Consider the following 19,322-nt stretch of genomic DNA (forward strand, 5'->3'; position numbering starts at 1 on the left):
AAGCCTGTTTTTTTGCCGCTCAATACACTCCTAAAAATATGCAGCGTATAGCAGGAAATGCAACTATGGCTGAAAACAAAGCGGTGTTCCCAATCACGATTGAAATCACGGTGCCTGCAGTGGTTAAGGCAAGGCTGCGCAGCAAATTCCCGGTGAAACTGATCCGCAGCACAAAAATCCGTTACCTGTATTTGCTGGTTATTCTTTTTTTCACTTATTTCCTGCTTAAATCTTTTTTCTTTTCATGCACAAAAACTGCCTCTATTTTTGCTCCCAATACAGCTCCCGCTTTCTATTTCTTACCGTACTCCGTGCACGGCCTGGGCCATTTCCCGCGCATATGCCGTTACATGCGGTACACAATCCGTTCCATATTTAGCGATGATCTTCATGATCGCACTTCCCACAATGGCCCCATCCGCCTTCCGTGCCATATCTTCCGCCTGCTGCGGTGTAGCGATACCAAAGCCGATCGCACAGGGAATATTCGAAACCTCGCGCGCAAGGGAAACCATCTCTCCCACGTCCGCCGTAATAGCCGTCCGTACCCCCGTCACGCCCAGTGACGAGACGCAATACAAAAATCCCTCCGCTTCACGTGCAATGGTCCTGATGCGTGCCTTGGAAGTGGGCGCGATCAATGAAATAAGGTCCACTCCATACTTCGCACAATACGGCTGAAGTTCCCCTTTTTCCTCAAACGGCAAATCGGGTACGATCAGCGCATCCAAAGACATCTCTGCGCACCGCTTTACAAACCGTTCGCTTCCATAGCGGTAAATCGGGTTAATATATGTCATAAAAGCCAGCGGCACGCCTGTCTTTTCCCGCACGCGGCGCACCATCTCAAATATCCCGTCTGCCGTGATTCCCGCGGCAAGCGCCCGCTCGTCCGCCCTTTGAATCACCGGTCCTTCGGCCACCGGATCCGAAAACGGGATACCAATCTCAATCAGGTCCGCTCCCGCTGACGCCAGTTCCACAATCAGTTCTTCCGTCACCGCGAGGCTGGGATCGCCCGCCGTAAGAAACGGGATAAATGCTTTTCCTTCGGCAAACGCCGCTTTTGTTTTAGTCATGGATATTCACCCCCCGGTAACGCGCAATCGCCGCTACGTCTTTGTCTCCCCTGCCTGAAAGGTTCACAACAATACTCTGATCCTTGCCCATCCCGGCCGCAACCTTTTTTGCGCAGGCCACGGCATGCGCGCTTTCGATTGCAGGAATGATCCCTTCCATGCGCGACAGGTATTCAAACGCTTCCACCGCTTCATCGTCCGTAACAGGTACATACTCCGCACGGCCTGTATCGTGCAGCCATGCGTGTTCCGGGCCGATGCCCGGATAATCGAGCCCGGCTGAAATCGAATATACCGGGGCGATCTGTCCGTATTCGTCCTGGCAAAAATATGATTCCATACCGTGGAAGATGCCTGGTGTGCCGTTTGCAATTGTCGCAGCGTTCTGATCCGTATCCACTCCGCGCCCTGCCGCCTCGCAGCCAATCAGGCGCACGCCCTCGTCTCCGATAAAATCGTAAAACAGACCCATGGCGTTACTGCCGCCGCCTACACAGGCAATCAACGCGTCCGGCAGGCTGCCCTCTTTCGCCAGCAGCTCCTCTTTTACCTCTTTGCCGATTACGCTTTGGAAATCCCGTACGATCGTGGGGAACGGATGGGGGCCCATCACTGATCCCAGTACGTAATGCGTATCACTGACACGCGAAGTCCACTCCCGCAGCGTCTCATTGACAGCATCCTTGAGCGTCCCTGTCCCGCTGTCTACAGGATGTACTTTCGCGCCTAAAAGTTCCATACGGTAAACGTTCAGCGCCTGCCGCTCCGTATCCTCCTTCCCCATGAAGACCTCGCATTCCATGCCCATCAGCGCGGCAACCGTCGCCGTTGCCACGCCGTGCTGTCCCGCGCCCGTCTCTGCGATCACGCGGGTCTTTCCCATTTTTTTCGCCAACAACACCTGCCCCAGCACGTTGTTGATCTTATGCGAACCTGTGTGGTTGAGGTCTTCGCGCTTCAGGTAGACCTTTGCGCCGCCAAGGTCCCGTGTCATACGTTCCGCATAATAAAGAAGGGAAGGACGGCCTGCATAATTTGCAAGCAAGCCTTTCAGCTCTCCTTTAAATGCCATGTCGTTTTTGTATTGTTCATACGCCTCCTCGAGCTCGATGATCGCGTTCATCAGCGTCTCGGGCAGGTATTGTCCGCCGTGCGTACCAAATCTTCCTTTTTTGTTCATAACTTTTTCAGTTCCCCCATCAGCTCTTTGATCTTGTCTTCGTCTTTAAAACCGCCTGTCTCTATCCCACCGGATAGGTCAACGCCAAACGGCTCTACCATGCGCACAGCTTCCATGATATTCCCCGCATGGAGTCCACCCGCAAGGAAAAAGGGCTGCATCGGCTGCGTACGGGCAATCATGCTCCAATCGGCAGTTTTTCCCGTTCCGCCGTATACGTCCGGTGAAAAAGCGTCGATCAGCAGCACATCCGCCCCCAGCGTTTCCGCATGCCGTATATCGCTTTCGGCGCGTGCCCTGACCGCTTTCCATACGGGAATCCCCAGCTTCTTCACGGCACCGATATAAGCCGCGTCCTCATCGCCGTGGAGCTGTATCACATGAAGAGGCACTTCCCGCACAATCTTTTCCAGGCTCAAAACCGGTTCGTTTACAAATACGCCCACTGCTTCGATATCCGGATCCAACAACCGCCTGAGCTGCGCCGCCCGCTCCTTGCCCACCTGTCTCGGGCTTTTTGCGAATACAAAACCAATATAGTCCGGCCTGTAACGGTTTGCATAGCCGATATCTTCTTCCCTGCGCATACCGCACAGCTTTATCTTCATACGCCCTGCCTCAGCCTGGCCAGCTCTCCTGGAATATCGTCCGAACGCATCAACGTTTCACCGACGAGTACCGCGTCCGCACCATAAGAAAGGGCGGCCTTCATGTCTGCATTTGTCAATATTCCGCTTTCCGCAACGACTACCCGGTCCGCGGGGATCAACTTTGCCAGCCTCTGTGTCGTTTGCAAGTCTACCTCGAACGTTTTAAGATCGCGGTTATTGACGCCAATCATTCGCGCGCCCGCGTCGAGCGCAGTGCGAAGCTCTTTCTCGTTATGCACCTCCACCAGGCACGCAAGACCGAGCGTATCCGCAATACGCATAAAACGTGCGATCGTGGAGCTGTCAAGCAGCGCCGCTATGAGAAGCACCGCATCCGCGCCGATTACGAGGGATTCATAAACCTGGTAAGCGTCGATGATAAAATCCTTGCGCAGGATCGGCAGATCCACCTTTTCACGGATTGCCTGCAGGTACTCGCTGCTTCCCTCAAAATAACGCTTTTCTGTGAGGACTGAAATTGCGTTCGCGCCTGCCTTCTCATATTCCTTCGCAATCTCGATCGGCGTAAAATCTTCACGGATCACCCCCTTTGACGGCGAGGCTTTTTTGACCTCTGCAATTACAGAAAGCCCGCTTTTTTGAAGGGCTCCCAAAAAGTCTTTGGGTATGCGTTCATCCTCTGCCGCACGGTCCATGACCTCTTTTTCGCCCATAACCTCCTTCTCATATTCCAATTGCTTTTTCCTATAAGAAACAATATCGTCTAAAATCATGGCGTTTCCTTTCCGAAGCCGCATGTCCGCGCCTTCAATTCCTCGAGCTTTTCCATCGCCGCACCCGTATCCACCGAGGCCTGTGCAAGGGAAAGTCCCTGTCCGATATCTTCCGCATTCCCCGCGATGACAAGCGCGCACGCGGCATTCAAAAGAACGATATCTCTCTTGGCTCCCCGTTCTTGCCCGCTGAGAATAGCAAGTGTAATTTGCGCATTTTCTTCCGCGGTTCCACCCACCACCTCATCAAGGTCCGCGAGCCGTACTCCATAATCGCGTGGGTCCAATTCATACTTAATCAGTTTGGAGCCTTTTATCTCACAAATTTTTGTCGTGCCGGAAATTGTAATCTCGTCAAGCCCGTCGCTTCCATGTACCACCATAGCTCCTTTTACGCCAAGATTCTGGAGCACCTTTGCCATCGGCTCCATAAGCGCCTCGTCGTATACGCCAATCAACATATACCGCGTAAATGCCGGATTGGCGAGCGGCCCTAAAATATTGAATACGCTCCGCACGCCGATCTGCTTTCTCGGCAGGGCGGCGAATTTCATCGACCCGTGGAACTTTTGCGCAAAGAGGAACGAAAGCCCACAAGAATCAAGGCACTCGCTTGCCTGCGCGGGCGTCATGTCAATCTTTACCCCCAGCGCTTCAAGGACATCCGCGCTTCCGCTCTTGCTTGATACGCTGCGGTTGCCGTGCTTGGCCACGGGAAGCCCCGCTCCCGCCGCTACAAACGCCGCAGTCGTGGAAATATTAAAGGTATTCGCAAGGTCGCCGCCCGTTCCCACGATATCGATTGCCGCGGCACTGTGCGGCATTACCGCGGCTTTGTTGCGCATCACACGCGCAAAACCGGTTATTTCATCAATGGTCTCACCCTTCATACGCAGTGCCGTGATAAACGAACCGATTTGCGCATCCGTCGCACCGCCGCTCATAATGCAATCCATTGCCTCATAGGCTTCGTCCTGCGAAAGATCCGTTCCCTCGATCACTTTAAAGATATACGGTTTTAGCAGGTTGCGCTGTTCCGGTGGAAGCAGGGTTTCGTCAAAATCGAGATGCCGCACCGGAACGTGTGCCACGCGGTCCAGAAAATTCTCAAGCATTTTTTGCCCGCTTTTTGTTAAAATGGATTCCGGATGGAACTGTACTCCATAAGTCGGGTGCTCCGTATGAGAAACGGCCATAATCTGCCCCGACTCGTCGCGCGCCGTAATTTCAAGGCAGCCGGGCAGCGTACTTTCATCTACGATCAGTGAATGATACCGTGCGGCAAGGACGGTCTCCGGCAGGCCATAAAACAGGGAGTTATCCTGCTTTATCGCAATACTGCTGGCCTTGCCGTGCATCAGCCTGCCTGCACGGACAATTTTCCCGCCGAACGCTTCCGCAATCGCCTGGTGCCCGAGGCACACGCCGAGGATCGGTATTCTGCCGCTGAACGTCCTTACCGCGTCCACGGATATTCCTGCGGAGTCCGGATATCCCGGCCCCGGTGAAATAACAATCGCTTGCGGAGCCATTTTCTCGATTTCTCCAAGGGTAATTTCGTCGTTGCGAAAGACTTCCACTTCCCCGTAAAGTTCCCCGATCTCCTGATAAAGGTTATAGGTAAAAGAATCGTAGTTATCGATCAACACTATCATAAGGCTGCCGCCTCCTTCACTGCATTTACCGCCGCGAGGGCTTTGTTCTCCGTTTCTTTAAATTCCTTTTCCGGGTCGGAATCCGCCACAATACCCGCTCCTGCCTGTACATACGCTTTACCGTCTTTAAACAGTACCGTGCGGATCGCAATGCACGTATCGATGTTCCCATCAAAACCGAGATAGCCGACCGTCCCGCCGTAAAGCCCGCGCCGTTCGTTTTCCAGTTCGTCGATGATCTCCATCGCGCGCACCTTGGGCGCTCCCGAAAGAGTCCCCGCTGGAAGCACCGACATCAGCGCATCCACCGCCGAAAGGCCATCCTGCAATATCCCTTTTACGTCGCTCATGAGGTGCATCACCTTGGAATATTTCTCAACCTCCATAAATTTGGTCACTTCCACCGTTCCAAATTTACTTACGCGCCCTACATCGTTTCTCCCAAGATCCACAAGCATCGTATGCTCCGCGCGTTCCTTAGGGTCGGTGAGCAATTCCCGCTCAAGCTCCGCATCCTCTTCATCTGTCCCTCCCCGGCGGATCGTCCCGGCAAGGGGCTTTGTGGTAACAACGCCCCCTGTTACGTTCACCAGCATTTCCGGCGAAGCGCCCGCAATACTGTAATCCCGCAGTTTGAAATAGAACAGGTACGGCGATGGATTGTTTGCGCGAAGCACGCGGTATACGTCAAGCGGATCGGGTGGGTTGGCGATCTCAAACCGCTGTGACAGCACTACCTGGAAAATATCGCCGTTCCTGATATACTCCTGCGCTTTTTCAACATTTTCCATATACCGCTCTTTGGTGATATTGGAGGAAACGCTAATCCCACCATTGAGTCCGGCCTGTCTGGGCGGTACGAACGCGTTCAGCCTCCCTGCGATCTCTTCCGCTTTTTGGATACACGACCCGTATTGCCTGTCAAGATCTTCATCCGCATAAATGTTCAGGATGATGACCGCCTTGTTGGTCAAGTGGTCAAAGGCCACAATCTCGTCATACAGCATCAGGTGGCAGTCCGGCATATCGAGGTCGTCCTGCGGTGCATGGGTAAGGGTTTTTTCCATATAGCGCACCATATCGTAACCAAAATATCCCACAAGTCCGCCTGTCATCTTGGGCCTGTTAGGAAAGACCGGGGACTTGTATTTTGCCATGAGGCCCGACAGGTAGGCGGCCGGATCCTTTACCAGACGTACGGCCACGTGCCCGTTCTCGATCGTCACTGCTTTCCCGTCTTTTATCTTAAGCTCCATTTTGGGATGTACGCCGATAAACGAATAGCGTCCCCATGTCTGTGAATGATCCACACTTTCCAAAATAAAGCAAGTCTCTTCTCCCTGTTGTAATGAGTTGAAGATATTGATTGGCGTACAACTATCCGAAAGGATTTCGTAAAACACTGGTACGACATCATATTCCCTGAGCAATTCTTCTACTTCCCGTTTGTCCGGATACAACATTTGATTCTCCTTTTCTTTCCGTTCACGCCGTCCGGCGTTTTGCAATAAAAAAGCTTTCCATCCTCCAAGGGACGAAAAGCTTCGCGGTGCCACCCAAATTCCAGATCAATCCTCTGATCTGCTCGTTACAGATACGGCGCGTACAGCGCTTATATCCTTTCCCTTAACGCGGGAATCACGGCGAGGTATACTCAAAATTCCACCTGCTCCTCACGGACCCATTCACCATCGGCGTATGTACGGGCTTTCCACCAGCCGTCCGCTCTCTTTAACATCGTTTCCATGGCTACTTACTTCCGCTCTGCGGATTTTTCTTATTGAATTCCATTATAAATCCAGGACCGGTTCCTGTCAACTCCATCTTCTTCCTCTATTTTTCAAAAACCTTTTGCGTATGTAAACCTTTTTTCCTATAATTCATCAAAATTTAACCGTTTCTTAACCGGATTCATGGTAATGATATAGTATAAAGGATGTAATAGGCAAAAATCAGATTGGAGCAGGCAATGAAATTATTGATCATAGAAGATGAAGAAGATTTACTAACCGCCTTAAGGGCAGGTTTTGAGAAAAAAGGGTATGCGGTAGATACCGCCATGGACGGGATGGATGGATATGAGCTCGCATTTATAAACGACTACGACCTCATTCTCCTGGATTTGAACCTGCCCGGCATGGACGGGCTCGATATCCTTAAAAAGATACGGGAAAACGATCTGCACCAAAAGGTACTCATCCTTTCCGCACGCAGCGACTACACCCAGCGCATCGAAGGCCTCGACCTCGGCGCGAACGACTATCTTGTAAAACCCTTTGATTTCGGGGAGCTGGAAGCACGTGTGCGCAGCCTTTTACGCCGTAATTTTACGCAAATGGGCGTCGTGCTTAAATTCGGCAGGTTCTCTCTCGATACCTGCGCGCATCTTTTGTATACGGACCAGAATGAGGTCATAGACCTTGCCCCTAAGGAATACGCGATCCTCGAATATCTGCTTTTGCACCGCGGCAAGGCAATCAGCGCGGAAGAGCTGATTGAACATATATGGCTTAGTGACAGCAGCCTCTTTTCCAATGCCATCAAGGTTCATGTAAGCACCCTGCGCAAAAAGCTCGCCGCCTACACCGACCAGGAGCTCATTACCAACCTGCGCGGTGCGGGTTATTGCATTCCCAAGCCGGCACAGAATATCGACGCAAAATTACGGAGAGCCAAGCTATGAGGAAGCTATCACTGCGCATGCGGCTGACCCTCTTTACCGTGCTGCTGCTTACAGGAGTGTCCGTCCTCTTTACCCTCTCCACCATCTATAACGCGCAATTTTCGTACGTTGTCCCCTATCTGGCTTCCGACATAAACTTCGATGAATTTGAGGTGTCTGAAAATGCATATAGCACGATTACCGCATCCCAGGTATCGGGCGCCAGCGGGACCGATAGCTATCCGGAGCCATACACATCGGACCAAATAGCCGCCATATCAGTAATGAGCTCATCAACTGCTCAATTCAACAGCATCAGCCTGTGGATTATGCTCGCAATCATCACGGGAGGCGGCTTGCTCACTTATTTTCTGCTCGGCCGGGCCCTCCGCCCCGTGCGGGATCTGAGCACGCAGATCGAAAGTATCACTGAACATGAGCTTTCCCAGCGGGTCGATGCAGGCGACGCACACGACGAAATCAGCAGCCTCGCCCATTCCTTCAATACGATGCTCTCCCGCCTTTCCAAAGCGTTTTCTGACCAAAAACGTTTTTCGTCCGACGCGGCGCACGAACTGAAAACGCCGCTCGCGGCGATCAAAACAAATCTAGACGTACTGCAGCTTTCCGGCGACCCCACGGCGGAGGAATACCGCCAGACCGTCCGGGTCGTCAAAAAACAAACGGAGCGCATGATCCGCCTCGTAGACGACCTGTTCACCATTTCTTCGCAGCGCAATTACGATTTTAACGATACGGTGGATTTTGATTCTATGTTCCATGATATCACGGCGCAGCTCGCTCCGCGTATCGAAGAAAGAAAGCTCACCGTGAACATACTGCCGGGCGGCCTCGCAACGAAGGGCAACAGCGTCATGCTTATGCGCGCCTTCTCCAACCTGATCGAAAACGCGGTAAAATACAACGTGGAAGGCGGCAGTATCGATATTTCCTCTGCCGCCGAAGACAAAAAATATACTTTTACCATAGCGGATACGGGCATCGGCATCCCGGAAGAAAAGCGCGAACATATTTTCGATCCATTCTACCGCGCGGATCATTCCCGTTCACGAAAAATAGGCGGCGCAGGCCTCGGCCTTGCCATTGTCAAAGATATCATTGGGCGTCACGGCGGAACGGTTTCCGCCGCCCCAGGGGAAAGCACAGGTACGGTCTTCACCGTTACGCTTCCCCGCATCCCCGCCGAATAACGCCGATTCCAAAAGCGCATCCCGCCTAAATGGCGGGATGCATTTTTTATATCCGTCTTAACCATTTCTTAATCCTCCCTCCTGTAAGATAAGCAAAGAAAAACGTTTGGAGGACATTATGAAAGGAAAAAAGCCATCTAAAAAGATGATCGTTGCGCTGGCCGTCATCATCACAGTGGTCAGCATAGCGAGTTATTTTGGCGTAACAAGCGCCGCCGGAAGCGATCTGCCCGAGACCATCCAACGCGAATATCCCGTGACCCGCGGCGACATCACTGCCGGCGTCAGTGGACAGGGCGTACTGCATTATGGCTCCACACCACAAAATTTCAGCGAAATAGTCACCATTGGGGAAGTGTTGGTCAAAGCCGGACAGGCCGTCAAAGCGGGCGATAAGCTTGTCATGGCAGATGAGGAGAAACTGGGCGAAGCAATCGAATCCGCACAAAGCGAGCTTGAAAAGACACGTATCGCCTTAAAACAAGCCCAAAGCGCCAAGACTCTGGGGGAGCTGAACGCGCAAAAAGAGGCCGCCTCACAGGATGCTGGCAGCGCAGAAACGGAGAGCCAGCTTATACAGGCAAGCAACGCGGTTGATTCGCTTCAGCAAAAAGTTGACGCGCTGGCCGCACAAATCAGCGAAATCGATACACAATTGGCTTCCCTTCCCGAGGGCGATGTGCAGGCCGCGGCGCTCAACGATAAACGCGAGGTTCTCACTGCCGAACTGGAAGCTGCACGGCAAGAGCTTGAAAATGCACAATCGAGCCTTTCTTCCCTGGAAGATGCAAAAAACAGGCAGGACGAAGCACAAGCCAAAAGCGATGCGATCGACAAAAAAATCGCGGATGCAAATTCCGGCAGCCTGCAAGATGCCGTTGATCTCGCCCAGTTAGACGTAGAAGCCGCACAAAAGAAAGTAGACCAGCTACAGGAACTAAAAGATGATCCTTATCTTTACGCAAGTATAGACGGCGTCGTTCTTTCCCTCGACGCAGAGCCGGGCGCAGAAACAAAGCCGGAATCTCCCGCTGCCGTCATTGGCGATCCCAATGCGAAAACAGTTACCGTCCCCGTCTCCCAGTCGGACATCGGTAAAATCGAGGAAGGGCAGGCTGCGGAATTCACACTCGACGCCTTCGGCGACCAGAAATTTACCGGCAAAGTGCAGTCGCGCAGCCTCGTCCCCATCAAAGACAGCAATCCCATCTCCTACAACGTCGCCATCTCTGTCGATCCAAACGACGCAGAGATGCTGGACGGCATGAGCGCCAATGCAACCATAGTATTAAGGCAGCAAAAGGATGTATTGCAGCTTTCCAACAAGGCAATCTTTCTCGCGGACGGTAAACAATACGTGAAGATGAGAAACGACGACGGCACCCTGCGCGACGTGGAAATCAGGACTGGATTTTCCGACGGCAAGGTCAGCGAGATCACTGGCGGCCTTTCCGAGGGCGATACTGTGATCGTGGAAGGATAACGTTATGAGGCTGATTGAAACACTGCGTATCGTATGGATCAACCTGATGCAAAACAAGTTTAAAGTACTTTTAACGTCTCTGGGGATTATCGTTGGCGCCGTCACCATCGTCATGGTCATCGCCATCGGCAAGGGCGGCGAAGCGGAAATCGCCGGGCAGTTCCAAGGCCTTAGTGCGGAAACCATCTATGTCAATCCGGATTACAGCAGGATGTTCGGTTCGGACGGGGACATAAGCGGCATCCCCAAGCTGACGCGCGGTAACATGGAACAGATGCTCGAGGAAAACAGTTACCTGCAGGATATCACCCTGCGTGCCAGCTACTATGCCGACGCTGTCTTCGGCAGCCAGAAAGTATCCTCACAAATAACGGGCGTGCTTGAAAACTATGAGAAGATCAACAATCTTGCCACCATACAGGGGGAAAACATTTCGGATGCGGATGTGGAAAATGAAGCCCGTGTAGCCGTGATCGGTGACGGATTGGCACAGAAATATTTCAAAGGCCCGGAAGATGCCATTGGCAAAACCATCAAGATCGGCGAACAGCAGTATAAGATTATCGGTGTGTTAGAGCGCAAGGGCGACGGCATGCAGGGTGTGAACCCCGACGATACGATCTTCATTCCTTTCACCACGGGTGAACGCTTTTTAGGGGACGATTACACCATCCCCCAGATCGTCGCCATGGCAGACAACATAAACCATGTACAAGCCGCCATGAAGCAGATGCAAAGCACACTCGACTATATCCTGGAGGACGGCAGCGTCTACATGCTCGAAGACACGGGCAGCCGTATTGACGCGGCCATGGAATCTGCACGCACCATGAACGTATTGCTCATTTCCGTAGCCACCATTGTCTTCATCGTCGGCGGCATCGGCATCATGAACGTACTCTTCGTATCGGTCAAGGAACGTACCAAGGAGATCGGTATCCTAAAGGCCCTCGGCAGCTCCAAGAAGGATATCATGACGCAGTTTTTGCTGGAGTCCGTCATCATCAGCCTGTTCGGCGGGCTCGTAGGCGTGGGCCTTTCCTATGCCTGTATGCCGCTTATGGACTACACCGATATCCCCGTGCTGCCTACGGCCGGCGGGCAGGCCATTGCACTGTTGTTTGCAGTGGTAACAGGCACACTGTTCGGTTTTTACCCCGCATACAAAGCGTCCCGTTTAAAGCCGATCGACGCTTTGAATTATGAATAAACAAACCAGAAAGGAAAACAAAAACATGAAAAAGATTCTTATGGTGGCCTTATCGGCCATATTGCTCCTCTCCCTCGCGGCATGCTCTGTACCTGCCGCGCCGCAAGGTTCTTCCGGTGCCCTCGAAAGCAGCGCTCCCCCGGCAAGCGGGGATTCCCCATCTGAAGATACCGGCGGTACAAGTGCCCAAACAGTGGAAACATTGTACGGCAAAGTGAAATCCCTCGTGGGCAACAACCTGACGCTCGATCTCGCCAAGCAGCCCGAAGACGGCGGCACATCTACGGTAATCCCAGAAGGAGCGGAGCCGGATACCGTTGGCGGAGCGGCTATCAGCAGCAGTAAGAGCGTTACCGTCACAGACAATGGAGACGCAGGTGAAAGCGATGGTGAGGGCGGCGGTGACGGCGATGGCAGCGTCCAATACTTTACAGAAGACGCAAGCGGCAACATCGTCCAGGTAAATCCTGAAGATATGCCTAAATTAGAGCTTGAGTACACGGGCGAGGTGAGGGAACTGACCATCCCCGCAGGCCTCAAGATCTACGATTCCATAGGAAAGGAACTCAAAATGTCTGACTTGAAAGAAGGAAATGTACTGATGGTGATGCAAAACGAGGACGGCTCCATTGCCTCCCTCATCGTTATGGAGTAAGAAATGGAACATTTCTTAAGGCTTGCCGGCATCAATAAATCTTATGCCGTAGGTGAAGAAAGCCTGCACGTATTGAAGGACATCACCCTTTCCGTGGACCGGGGCGAATATATGACGATACTTGGCCCCTCCGGAAGCGGAAAGTCTACGCTGATGAATATCCTCGGTTGTATGGACACGCCCGATTCGGGCAGTTACTTTCTTGACGGCGAAGCAGTGCACGGGCAAGGCGACGGCGAACTCACCCGCCTGCGCAATGAAAAGATCGGGTTCATCTTCCAGAAATACCACCTGATCCCGCAATATACGGCGCTGCAAAACGTTATTATGCCTCTTTTGCTGCGCGGTCTTTCTCGCGCGGAGGCAATAGAACGGGCGGAGGGAAGTATCCGCCTCGTAGGACTTACAGAGCGTATCCGCCACCGCCCGAACGAACTCTCGGGCGGCCAGCAGCAGCGCGTCGCCATTGCCCGGGCCCTTGTGACAAAGCCTGCCCTGCTGCTCGCCGACGAGCCGACAGGCGCGCTCGATTCTGCAACAGGTAAAGAGATCCTGGCGCTGTTCCGCGAGTTGAACGAGGCCGGAAATACCATCGTGATGATCAGCCATGACGTCAACGTCGCCGGCGCAAGCAAACGTATCATCACCATCAGCGACGGCCGTATCAGCGAATGACCGCGCGATGCGCCTTTGGCCAAACGCTTCAAAAAATCACGATCTTTCCGGGCACAGCCTTTATGGGCTGTGCCCTTTTAATTGGGCCCCTTCCCTGCCTGTCCTCTTTTTCTGCTTTTCTTGTACAAAAGATACGCAGCATAGAAAAAGACGGGCCCCGCATCTATGGCCTTGCTGTCAGCGCACAGAAAAGCGCACTGCTCGAGTTGAGCGAGTGCCCGGCAGTATCTTAATTTATATAAACGCAATGAATCAATAGTTCCCTGCCCTTATGGATTTCTCCTGCGAAATATGGTATATTTGTAGCAAACAAAAAGAGAAAGCGTAAACTTTAGGCCATGGGTAAAAAAGAAGAAATTTATGCACTGCTCGATGCAAAAGGCATCGCATATGAAACGATAGAGCACGAAGAAGTTTTTACGATTGAGGATATGGAAAAAATCGGTGTCTGCAACCACGGGAATGTCTGCAAAAACCTGTTTCTCCGCAATGGGAGCGGCAAACGCCATTTTCTTATATGCGTGCAAAAGGATAAGGCCGTAGACTTAAAACAACTTGGCGCGCTCCTCGGTTCCCGTATGAGTTTCGCCTCTGCAGAACGCCTGCAAAAATACCTGGGCCTCACGCCCGGCGCGGTTACGCCGCTTGGTATCCTAAACGACAAAAACGCGGAGGTCGAAGTCGTGATCGATCAGGCCCTTATGGGCGAAATACCGCTGGGTGTGCACCCGTGCGAGAATACGGCTACCGTGTTTCTCAGTTTTGCCGATCTTCGGCGGCTGATCGAGGAGCACGAAAATCCGATTACCTACTGCAAACTCTAAACTTGTTTCCGGCGGAAAGGAACCCTGATGAAAGAAACCGTTGATTGCCCCAAGTGCGGGGCGCAATTTGAATTTGAAACCTTCCCCCTGATGGAACGCGCGGAAAAGATCCTTGACCTGACAGCCTTCCGGGCGGTATGTCCTTCGTGCGGCGCGGAATTGATGCTGCCTTATCCCTGCATTTACCACAATCCCGTAAAGCGTGTCATAATCCGCTTTATTCCCCGCGGATTCGATCTTTCCGACCTGCCTCCGGATGCGCCTGCGCCGCTGAACGGCTATTCGCTGCGCGACGTATTTTCCGCCCACGGATTTCGGGAAAAAATCCTCATTTTCGAGCGCGGCCTTGATGACCGGGCCATCGAACTCCTGAAGATCCTTACGATCCAGCAAAACCCGGAACGCTTCGATGTAAAAGACCCGGATGTGCTGCTGCTCGCGGATGTAGACGAAGAGAGCCTGAGTTTTTTTGCTCTTGCCAAAGATGGAAACGATTTCATCCTCAAAACGCCGCTCGGGCTGTACGACCAGATGTGCGCGGAGCTTTCCTCCCCCCATTTTGAGGAATCGGGAGAGTTCGAGACGGTAGATTCACAGTGGATTCTGAATCATTTTCGCCTGCTTGAAAGCTGAAAAAACAGCTTGTTTCGCAATACGGTTGCAACCAAACCGTATAAAAAAAGCCATCCCGCCGGATGGCTTTTTTTTATTTTTTTTGCCCGTAATAAGCGTTTTTGCCATGTTTCCTCAGATAGTGCTTGTCAAGCAGGTTCTGAGGCATCCTCTGCGGGCCGCCGCCCTGAAGCGCCCGCCCGATAAACGCCATCTTGGCGACTTGCTCTAAAACCACCGCATTATGCACCGATTCCGCCGCATCCGTGCCCCATGTAAACGGCCCGTGATTTTTCACCAACACGCACGGCACAGCCAACGGATCGAGGCCCGCGAAGGTTTCCACGATCACTTTTCCGGTATTATGCTCATAGGCATCGCGTATCTCCCCCGGCGTAAGCCCCCGTGTACACGGTACGTCCCCATAAATATAATCCGCATGTGTCGTCCCCGCCGCAGGAATATCCATCCCTGCCTGTGCCCACGAGGTCGCCCACTCCGAATGTGTATGGGTGATGCCCATCACTCCCTCAAAATTGCGGTACAATTCAAGGTGGGTCTCAAGATCAGAGGACGGCTTCAGCCCGCTTTCCAGAGTATTTCCGTCCATGTCCACAAGTACGATGTCTTCCGGCCGGAGCGCACCATATTCCACACCGGACGGCTTGATCGCAACCACATCTCCTTCCCGCTCGGAGACGTTGCCCCAGGTAAACGTAATCAGGCCATATTTCGGGAGCAGCATATTCGCTTCATAGACCCTGCGTTTCAATTCATCTTTCATGCGCCTTTTTTATCCTTTTCAAAGTCTTCATTACATCGTTTCCGCCCTGGCCAAAATAATCGTGGAGTTTTTTATATTCTGCGTAAAGCGCGTCGTATGTCTTCGCCTCTTCCTCATTGGGCACATACAGGGTATCCTTCAGCTTGCCCATTCTTTCCGCTGCCTCGAATACGCTGTCATATCCGCCGGCCGCGCTTCCGGCAGCCACCGCGCCGAAAATGGCCGCGCCCAGCGCCGGGCCCTGCTTGCTGCCCGAGATACGGATCGGCTTTTTGATGATGTCCGAATAGATCTGCATCATAAACGGGCTCTTTTCCGCAATACCGCCTGCGGCATAAAATTCGTCGACAGGTACGCCATGCTTTTCAAAATTCTCAATGATCGTACGCGTTCCGAATGCCGTTGCTTCCACCAGCGCACGGTACATCTCTTCGGGCTTTGTCTGGAGCGTCATACCGAGCATGACCCCTGTAAGGTCCACATCCACAAGGATCGAACGGTTCCCGTTCCACCAGTCAAGCGCCAATAGGCCGCTTTCCCCCGCCTTCTGCCGCTCCGCCAGCTTTTGCAGGTAAACCTGGACTGGAAGCCCCTCTTTTTCTGCTTCTTCTTTATAGCTTGCAGGTACGCAGTTTTCCACAAACCACGCGAAATGGTCTCCTACACACGACTGTCCCGCTTCATATCCATAAAATCCCGGAAGGATTCCATCCTCCACATATCCGCACACGCCGGGCACTTCCCGCTCTTTTTCGGAAAGCAGCATGTGGCAGGTAGACGTCCCCATGATGGCAAGCATCTTGCCCGCCCCGCTGATCTTTACCGCGGGAACGCATACATGCGCGTCCACATTGCCGACAGCGACCGCAGTCCCGGCGGTAAGTCCTGTCTTTTCCGCAATTTCGGGCGTGATGCCGCCCGCACGGCTCCCGAGGGGCAGGATCTCCGTTCCCAGTTTTTCCTCCACTACATTTTCCAGCCGCGGATCGAGCGCCGCAAAATATTCCCGGGAAGGGTACCCCTCCTGTTTATGCCAAAGCGCTTTATACCCGGCCGTACAGGAATTGCGCGTCTCTTTCCCAGTCATCTGCCATACGATCCAGTCTGCCGCTTCAATAAAACGGTCCATCGCCGCATAGATCTCCGGGCTTTCGTCCAATATCTGCCAGATTTTTGCAAACACCCATTCCGACGAAATCTTCCCGCCATACCGGGCCAGCCATTTTTCTCCGCGTTTTTCCGCTGTTTCTGTAATTCTATTCGCTTTGTCCTGCGCCGCGTGATGCTTCCACAGTTTTACATATGCGTTTGGTTCGTCCGCATATTCGGGCAGGAAACAAAGCGGCGTACCGTCGCGCTTTACCGGCAGGACAGTACATGATGTGAAGTCAACGCCCACACCGATCACATCCCCCGCGGCCACGCCGCCCTGTTTAAGTACGTCCGGAACAACGCAATATAAAACGTCAAGGTAATCCTGCGGATGCTGAAGCGCCCAGTCTACACCCAATTTTTTTCCGGACGGCAGCGCTTCATCCATGACGGCATGCGGATATGCAAACTCGCTTGACGCGATTTCTTCCCCCGTCGCAACGTCTACGAGCACTGCCCGGCCCGAAAGCGTTCCATAATCGATACCAATTGTATATTTTCCCATATCATTCCCTCCCTGCCGGAAGCCCTTGCTTCCTTTTTACATTATTTTACTCTTTAAATGACCATTTCGCCACTGGGTTTATTGAGAATTTTAATTGAGCTGCGGCAAATAATATTTGCATTGACGATGAGCGGTTCCTGCGGAATACTTTCAGTTCCATTTTCCACCATATGCATCAATCTGTCTGCCGCCGCTTTTCCAAGCTCCCTTTTAGGATGCCGCACTGTGGTAAGACGCAGGATCGCCGCCGGATCGACAAACGAATCATCAAACCCCACCATCGAAACATCCTGCGGTACTTTAATGCCTCTTTCCTTGAAATAGGAATACATTTTACTTGCCATTTGGTCATTATAGCATACAATTGCACTGCATTTTCTTACATCCGCCAGCAGTGGGTGATGACTGTATTCAAACAAGGCATCCTGTGAGTTCGAAGTAAAACACCGAATAAGTTCATCCCGGACGGGAATCCCCGCTTCAATCAGCGCGCCAATATACCCTTCATACCGTTTTTGGCCCTGCATATCATCTATCTTGAAAAATCCGGCAATGTCCCTATGTCCCGCGTCAATCAGCATCTTTGTCAATTTTTTAGCACAGTTCACATCATCCATTACCACGCTCGCGCACGGCAATTCCGGATAATAATTATGGATAAACATAACCGGGATTTCCCGCCGCAAAAATTCCCGGTAAATAGAAAGATTGGGGTTCGGAAGCCCGGTTTTTGTCCCTTCGATGATAAGCCCGCTTACATTTGCTTTCAGCATTCGTTCCAGAAAACGCCGCTCCTGTTCAATTTTATTGTAAGTGATACCAAGCTCCATCCCGAATCCTTTTGCAGTCAACGTTTCTTCAATGCCAAGCAGGATCGCCGGAAAAATATATTCATTGATAAAACTCAAGCATACTCCAATGGTTTTGTTGCGTGTTTCACCGAGTTTTTGCGCGACATAAGTGCCGCTTCCCCGCACCCGCCGCACAATCCCTTCATCCGCGAGCTGGTCCATAGCATTCCTAACCGTTTGCCTGCTGATCTCAAATTTATGACACAATAGGTTTTCCGACGGCAGCTTGTCGCCATATTTAAATACATGGTTTTCAATATTGTCCAGAATCCATCTCCTGATCGCAATATATTTAAAACTATGCCCCCGCTTTGCGTTTTCCATAGCGCTGCCTTCCTATTCCCTGTTTTCCGGCTCATAGAATGCCAATACATTTTCAAGCGGCACATCCGGCTGTAAAAAATGGCAGGAAGACATAATATATCCCCCGTCTTTCCCCAATGTCCGGGACAAAAAACTTGCGTTTTCCCGCACTTCGTCCTGCGTGCCGCGCGGCAGGATTTTTTGCGTTTCCCCCGCGCCGTGAAAAGTGATTCGGCCTCCGAATTCCATTTTGAGTTTTTCTGGATCCATATTGCGCGCAGCGGTCTGCACCGGATCGAGAATCTCGATTCCCATATCGATGAATTCCCCGATTAGGTGGTAGGCCGACCCACAGCAATGCAGATAGGGAATGGCCCCATAGGAACGTGCCAGCTCCACATATTCAAGGATAGGCTTCCTGAAAAATTCACGAAACATATCCACACTGATCAGAAGATCCAACTGCGTTGCAAAATCATCCGCAATTTGCATCGCGTCAATACGTCCGTCCCCCGCCTTCAACATCCGCTCATGGTATTCCATATGCCAGTCAAAGCACCGTTTGATGATATGGTGAGCCAGCGCAGGATTAAGCGCCATGTCGATGAATAAGTCCTCCATCCTGCGCACCTGGATTGGATAATAAAACGCGCTTGCAAATCCGCCAATCAAAAAACGGTCATCATATGTTTTGCATGCCTCTTTAATACTCCCAAACTCCCACTGCGAAAGGTCAGGCAGGGAAAGCGCGGCGTCAACTTCTTCGATTGTCGAGCATCCGTCCAGCGCATATTTCACAATTTCCTCATATACGCCATATTGGTTGCGCACCAAACGGATTCGGCTGCCGCCCCATCCAATGATAAGCCCGTCCGCATCCCGTTCCGTTGCAGGCCGCAAAACCTGGGGGTCGGCCCACGCGCAATCCACCTCGAGGCGGTCGAGTATGGTTTTCATATCGTCCGTTTCGAAATGCCGGTATAATTTATCCCAGATTTCTGCTACCGCCTGAAAATCTACAGGCGTTCTGTCCGGCTGCTTGTGTGAAAGAGCCGTAAACACTCGCATCCTGCGCCGTTCATCCATTTTTTCTCTCC

The 19,322-nt window shown here is 52.2% G+C and carries 18 protein-coding genes and 1 other annotated feature; of the genes, 8 read left to right on the forward strand and 10 right to left on the reverse strand.

Features of this window, described 5'->3' with window-relative positions; translation table 11 throughout:
* Positions 1 to 299 precede the first annotated feature (299 nt).
* The 6 genes from trpA to trpE are packed head-to-tail and all read right to left on the reverse strand — an operon-like array spanning position 300 to position 6,761.
* Entirely contained in the window at positions 300 to 1,079 is a 780-nt protein-coding gene (gene trpA / locus H8S18_RS06180; protein WP_186857447.1) for a tryptophan synthase subunit alpha, read from the reverse strand.
* Complete coding sequence (gene trpB, locus H8S18_RS06185) at positions 1,072 to 2,259, reverse strand: tryptophan synthase subunit beta (RefSeq protein ID WP_186857448.1); 1,188 nt, start codon at positions 2,257 to 2,259, stop codon at positions 1,072 to 1,074. The genes trpA and trpB overlap by 8 nt, the downstream gene beginning before the upstream one ends.
* On the reverse strand, positions 2,256 to 2,867 hold the full coding sequence (locus H8S18_RS06190; RefSeq protein WP_186857449.1) for a phosphoribosylanthranilate isomerase: 612 nt from the start codon (positions 2,865 to 2,867) through the stop codon (positions 2,256 to 2,258). Before H8S18_RS06190 ends, trpB begins: the two co-directional genes overlap by 4 nt.
* Complete coding sequence (gene trpC / locus H8S18_RS06195) at positions 2,864 to 3,643, reverse strand: indole-3-glycerol phosphate synthase TrpC (protein WP_186857702.1); 780 nt, start codon at positions 3,641 to 3,643, stop codon at positions 2,864 to 2,866. The genes H8S18_RS06190 and trpC overlap by 4 nt, the downstream gene beginning before the upstream one ends.
* Positions 3,640 to 5,298 (reverse strand): bifunctional anthranilate synthase component II/anthranilate phosphoribosyltransferase, encoded by a 1,659-nt coding sequence (locus tag H8S18_RS06200; RefSeq protein ID WP_186857450.1) that lies wholly within the window; start codon positions 5,296 to 5,298, stop codon positions 3,640 to 3,642. Before H8S18_RS06200 ends, trpC begins: the two co-directional genes overlap by 4 nt.
* On the reverse strand, positions 5,295 to 6,761 hold the full coding sequence (gene trpE / locus H8S18_RS06205; RefSeq protein WP_186857451.1) for an anthranilate synthase component I: 1,467 nt from the start codon (positions 6,759 to 6,761) through the stop codon (positions 5,295 to 5,297). The genes H8S18_RS06200 and trpE overlap by 4 nt, the downstream gene beginning before the upstream one ends.
* A gap of 64 nt (positions 6,762 to 6,825) precedes the next feature.
* Positions 6,826 to 7,074: a binding site (T-box leader), on the reverse strand.
* Between the two features lie 193 nt (positions 7,075 to 7,267).
* On the opposite strand from trpE, the gene H8S18_RS06210 reads away from it, so the two are divergent.
* The 8 genes from H8S18_RS06210 (at position 7,268) to H8S18_RS06245 (ending at position 14,651) form a co-directional block, all read left to right on the forward strand.
* Positions 7,268 to 7,981, forward strand: coding sequence for a response regulator transcription factor (locus tag H8S18_RS06210; protein ID WP_186857452.1), 714 nt, complete (start codon positions 7,268 to 7,270; stop codon positions 7,979 to 7,981).
* A complete protein-coding gene (locus H8S18_RS06215; protein WP_186857453.1) occupies positions 7,978 to 9,171 on the forward strand; it encodes a sensor histidine kinase in 1,194 nt (397 codons plus the stop codon). Before H8S18_RS06210 ends, H8S18_RS06215 begins: the two co-directional genes overlap by 4 nt.
* 118 nt (positions 9,172 to 9,289) lie before the next feature.
* Positions 9,290 to 10,654 carry an efflux RND transporter periplasmic adaptor subunit gene (locus tag H8S18_RS06220; protein ID WP_186857454.1) on the forward strand — a complete coding sequence of 455 codons (1,365 nt, stop codon included), beginning with the start codon at positions 9,290 to 9,292 and terminating at the stop codon, positions 10,652 to 10,654.
* Positions 10,655 to 10,658: 4 nt separating this feature from the next.
* Complete coding sequence (locus tag H8S18_RS06225) at positions 10,659 to 11,864, forward strand: ABC transporter permease (protein WP_186857455.1); 1,206 nt, start codon at positions 10,659 to 10,661, stop codon at positions 11,862 to 11,864.
* Between the two features lie 25 nt (positions 11,865 to 11,889).
* Positions 11,890 to 12,519, forward strand: coding sequence for a hypothetical protein (locus H8S18_RS06230; RefSeq protein ID WP_186857456.1), 630 nt, complete (start codon positions 11,890 to 11,892; stop codon positions 12,517 to 12,519).
* 3 nt (positions 12,520 to 12,522) lie between these two features.
* A complete protein-coding gene (locus H8S18_RS06235; RefSeq protein ID WP_186857457.1) occupies positions 12,523 to 13,194 on the forward strand; it encodes an ABC transporter ATP-binding protein in 672 nt (223 codons plus the stop codon).
* A gap of 338 nt (positions 13,195 to 13,532) precedes the next feature.
* The gene (locus H8S18_RS06240) at positions 13,533 to 14,018 is read left to right on the forward strand and encodes a prolyl-tRNA synthetase associated domain-containing protein (protein WP_186857458.1); all 486 of its coding nucleotides are present in this window, start codon (positions 13,533 to 13,535) and stop codon (positions 14,016 to 14,018) included.
* 27 nt (positions 14,019 to 14,045) lie between these two features.
* Entirely contained in the window at positions 14,046 to 14,651 is a 606-nt protein-coding gene (locus tag H8S18_RS06245) for a CpXC domain-containing protein (RefSeq protein WP_186857459.1), read from the forward strand.
* Between the two features lie 73 nt (positions 14,652 to 14,724).
* Here H8S18_RS06245 and H8S18_RS06250 read toward each other — a convergent pair whose 3' ends face one another.
* From H8S18_RS06250 to H8S18_RS06265, 4 genes are read right to left on the reverse strand one after another with little or no spacing between them, the layout of a single operon-like run.
* The gene (locus tag H8S18_RS06250; protein ID WP_186857460.1) at positions 14,725 to 15,414 is read right to left on the reverse strand and encodes an L-ribulose-5-phosphate 4-epimerase; all 690 of its coding nucleotides are present in this window, start codon (positions 15,412 to 15,414) and stop codon (positions 14,725 to 14,727) included.
* The gene (gene araB / locus H8S18_RS06255) at positions 15,404 to 17,071 is read right to left on the reverse strand and encodes a ribulokinase (protein WP_186857461.1); all 1,668 of its coding nucleotides are present in this window, start codon (positions 17,069 to 17,071) and stop codon (positions 15,404 to 15,406) included. The genes H8S18_RS06250 and araB overlap by 11 nt, the downstream gene beginning before the upstream one ends.
* A 53-nt stretch (positions 17,072 to 17,124) precedes the next feature.
* Complete coding sequence (locus H8S18_RS06260; protein WP_186857462.1) at positions 17,125 to 18,246, reverse strand: GntR family transcriptional regulator; 1,122 nt, start codon at positions 18,244 to 18,246, stop codon at positions 17,125 to 17,127.
* Between the two features lie 12 nt (positions 18,247 to 18,258).
* Positions 18,259 to 19,311, reverse strand: a complete 1,053-nt coding sequence (locus H8S18_RS06265) for a uroporphyrinogen decarboxylase family protein (protein WP_186857463.1) — start codon at positions 19,309 to 19,311, stop codon at positions 18,259 to 18,261.
* Positions 19,312 to 19,322: the final 11 nt, after the last annotated feature.

Source organism: Christensenella tenuis (assembly GCF_014287795.1).
Lineage (GTDB): Bacteria > Bacillota > Clostridia > Christensenellales > Christensenellaceae > Christensenella > Christensenella tenuis.

Excerpts from the sequence above, each read along its gene's own strand:
- trpC (WP_186857702.1), bottom strand. The coding sequence starts at position 3,643 with ATGATTTTAGACGATATTGTTTCTTATAGGAAAAAGCAATTGGAATAT.
- H8S18_RS06240 (WP_186857458.1), top strand. The coding sequence starts at position 13,533 with ATGGGTAAAAAAGAAGAAATTTATGCACTGCTCGATGCAAAAGGCATC.
- H8S18_RS06235 (WP_186857457.1), top strand. The coding sequence starts at position 12,523 with ATGGAACATTTCTTAAGGCTTGCCGGCATCAATAAATCTTATGCCGTA.
- H8S18_RS06200 (WP_186857450.1), bottom strand. The coding sequence starts at position 5,298 with ATGATAGTGTTGATCGATAACTACGATTCTTTTACCTATAACCTTTAT.
- trpA (WP_186857447.1), bottom strand. The coding sequence starts at position 1,079 with ATGACTAAAACAAAAGCGGCGTTTGCCGAAGGAAAAGCATTTATCCCG.
- trpE (WP_186857451.1), bottom strand. The coding sequence starts at position 6,761 with ATGTTGTATCCGGACAAACGGGAAGTAGAAGAATTGCTCAGGGAATAT.
- trpB (WP_186857448.1), bottom strand. The coding sequence starts at position 2,259 with ATGAACAAAAAAGGAAGATTTGGTACGCACGGCGGACAATACCTGCCC.
- H8S18_RS06245 (WP_186857459.1), top strand. The coding sequence starts at position 14,046 with ATGAAAGAAACCGTTGATTGCCCCAAGTGCGGGGCGCAATTTGAATTT.
- H8S18_RS06210 (WP_186857452.1), top strand. The coding sequence starts at position 7,268 with ATGAAATTATTGATCATAGAAGATGAAGAAGATTTACTAACCGCCTTA.
- H8S18_RS06250 (WP_186857460.1), bottom strand. The coding sequence starts at position 15,414 with ATGAAAGATGAATTGAAACGCAGGGTCTATGAAGCGAATATGCTGCTC.
- H8S18_RS06190 (WP_186857449.1), bottom strand. The coding sequence starts at position 2,867 with ATGAAGATAAAGCTGTGCGGTATGCGCAGGGAAGAAGATATCGGCTAT.
- H8S18_RS06220 (WP_186857454.1), top strand. The coding sequence starts at position 9,290 with ATGAAAGGAAAAAAGCCATCTAAAAAGATGATCGTTGCGCTGGCCGTC.
- H8S18_RS06230 (WP_186857456.1), top strand. The coding sequence starts at position 11,890 with ATGAAAAAGATTCTTATGGTGGCCTTATCGGCCATATTGCTCCTCTCC.
- H8S18_RS06225 (WP_186857455.1), top strand. The coding sequence starts at position 10,659 with ATGAGGCTGATTGAAACACTGCGTATCGTATGGATCAACCTGATGCAA.
- araB (WP_186857461.1), bottom strand. The coding sequence starts at position 17,071 with ATGGGAAAATATACAATTGGTATCGATTATGGAACGCTTTCGGGCCGG.
- H8S18_RS06260 (WP_186857462.1), bottom strand. The coding sequence starts at position 18,246 with ATGGAAAACGCAAAGCGGGGGCATAGTTTTAAATATATTGCGATCAGG.
- H8S18_RS06215 (WP_186857453.1), top strand. The coding sequence starts at position 7,978 with ATGAGGAAGCTATCACTGCGCATGCGGCTGACCCTCTTTACCGTGCTG.
- H8S18_RS06265 (WP_186857463.1), bottom strand. The coding sequence starts at position 19,311 with ATGGATGAACGGCGCAGGATGCGAGTGTTTACGGCTCTTTCACACAAG.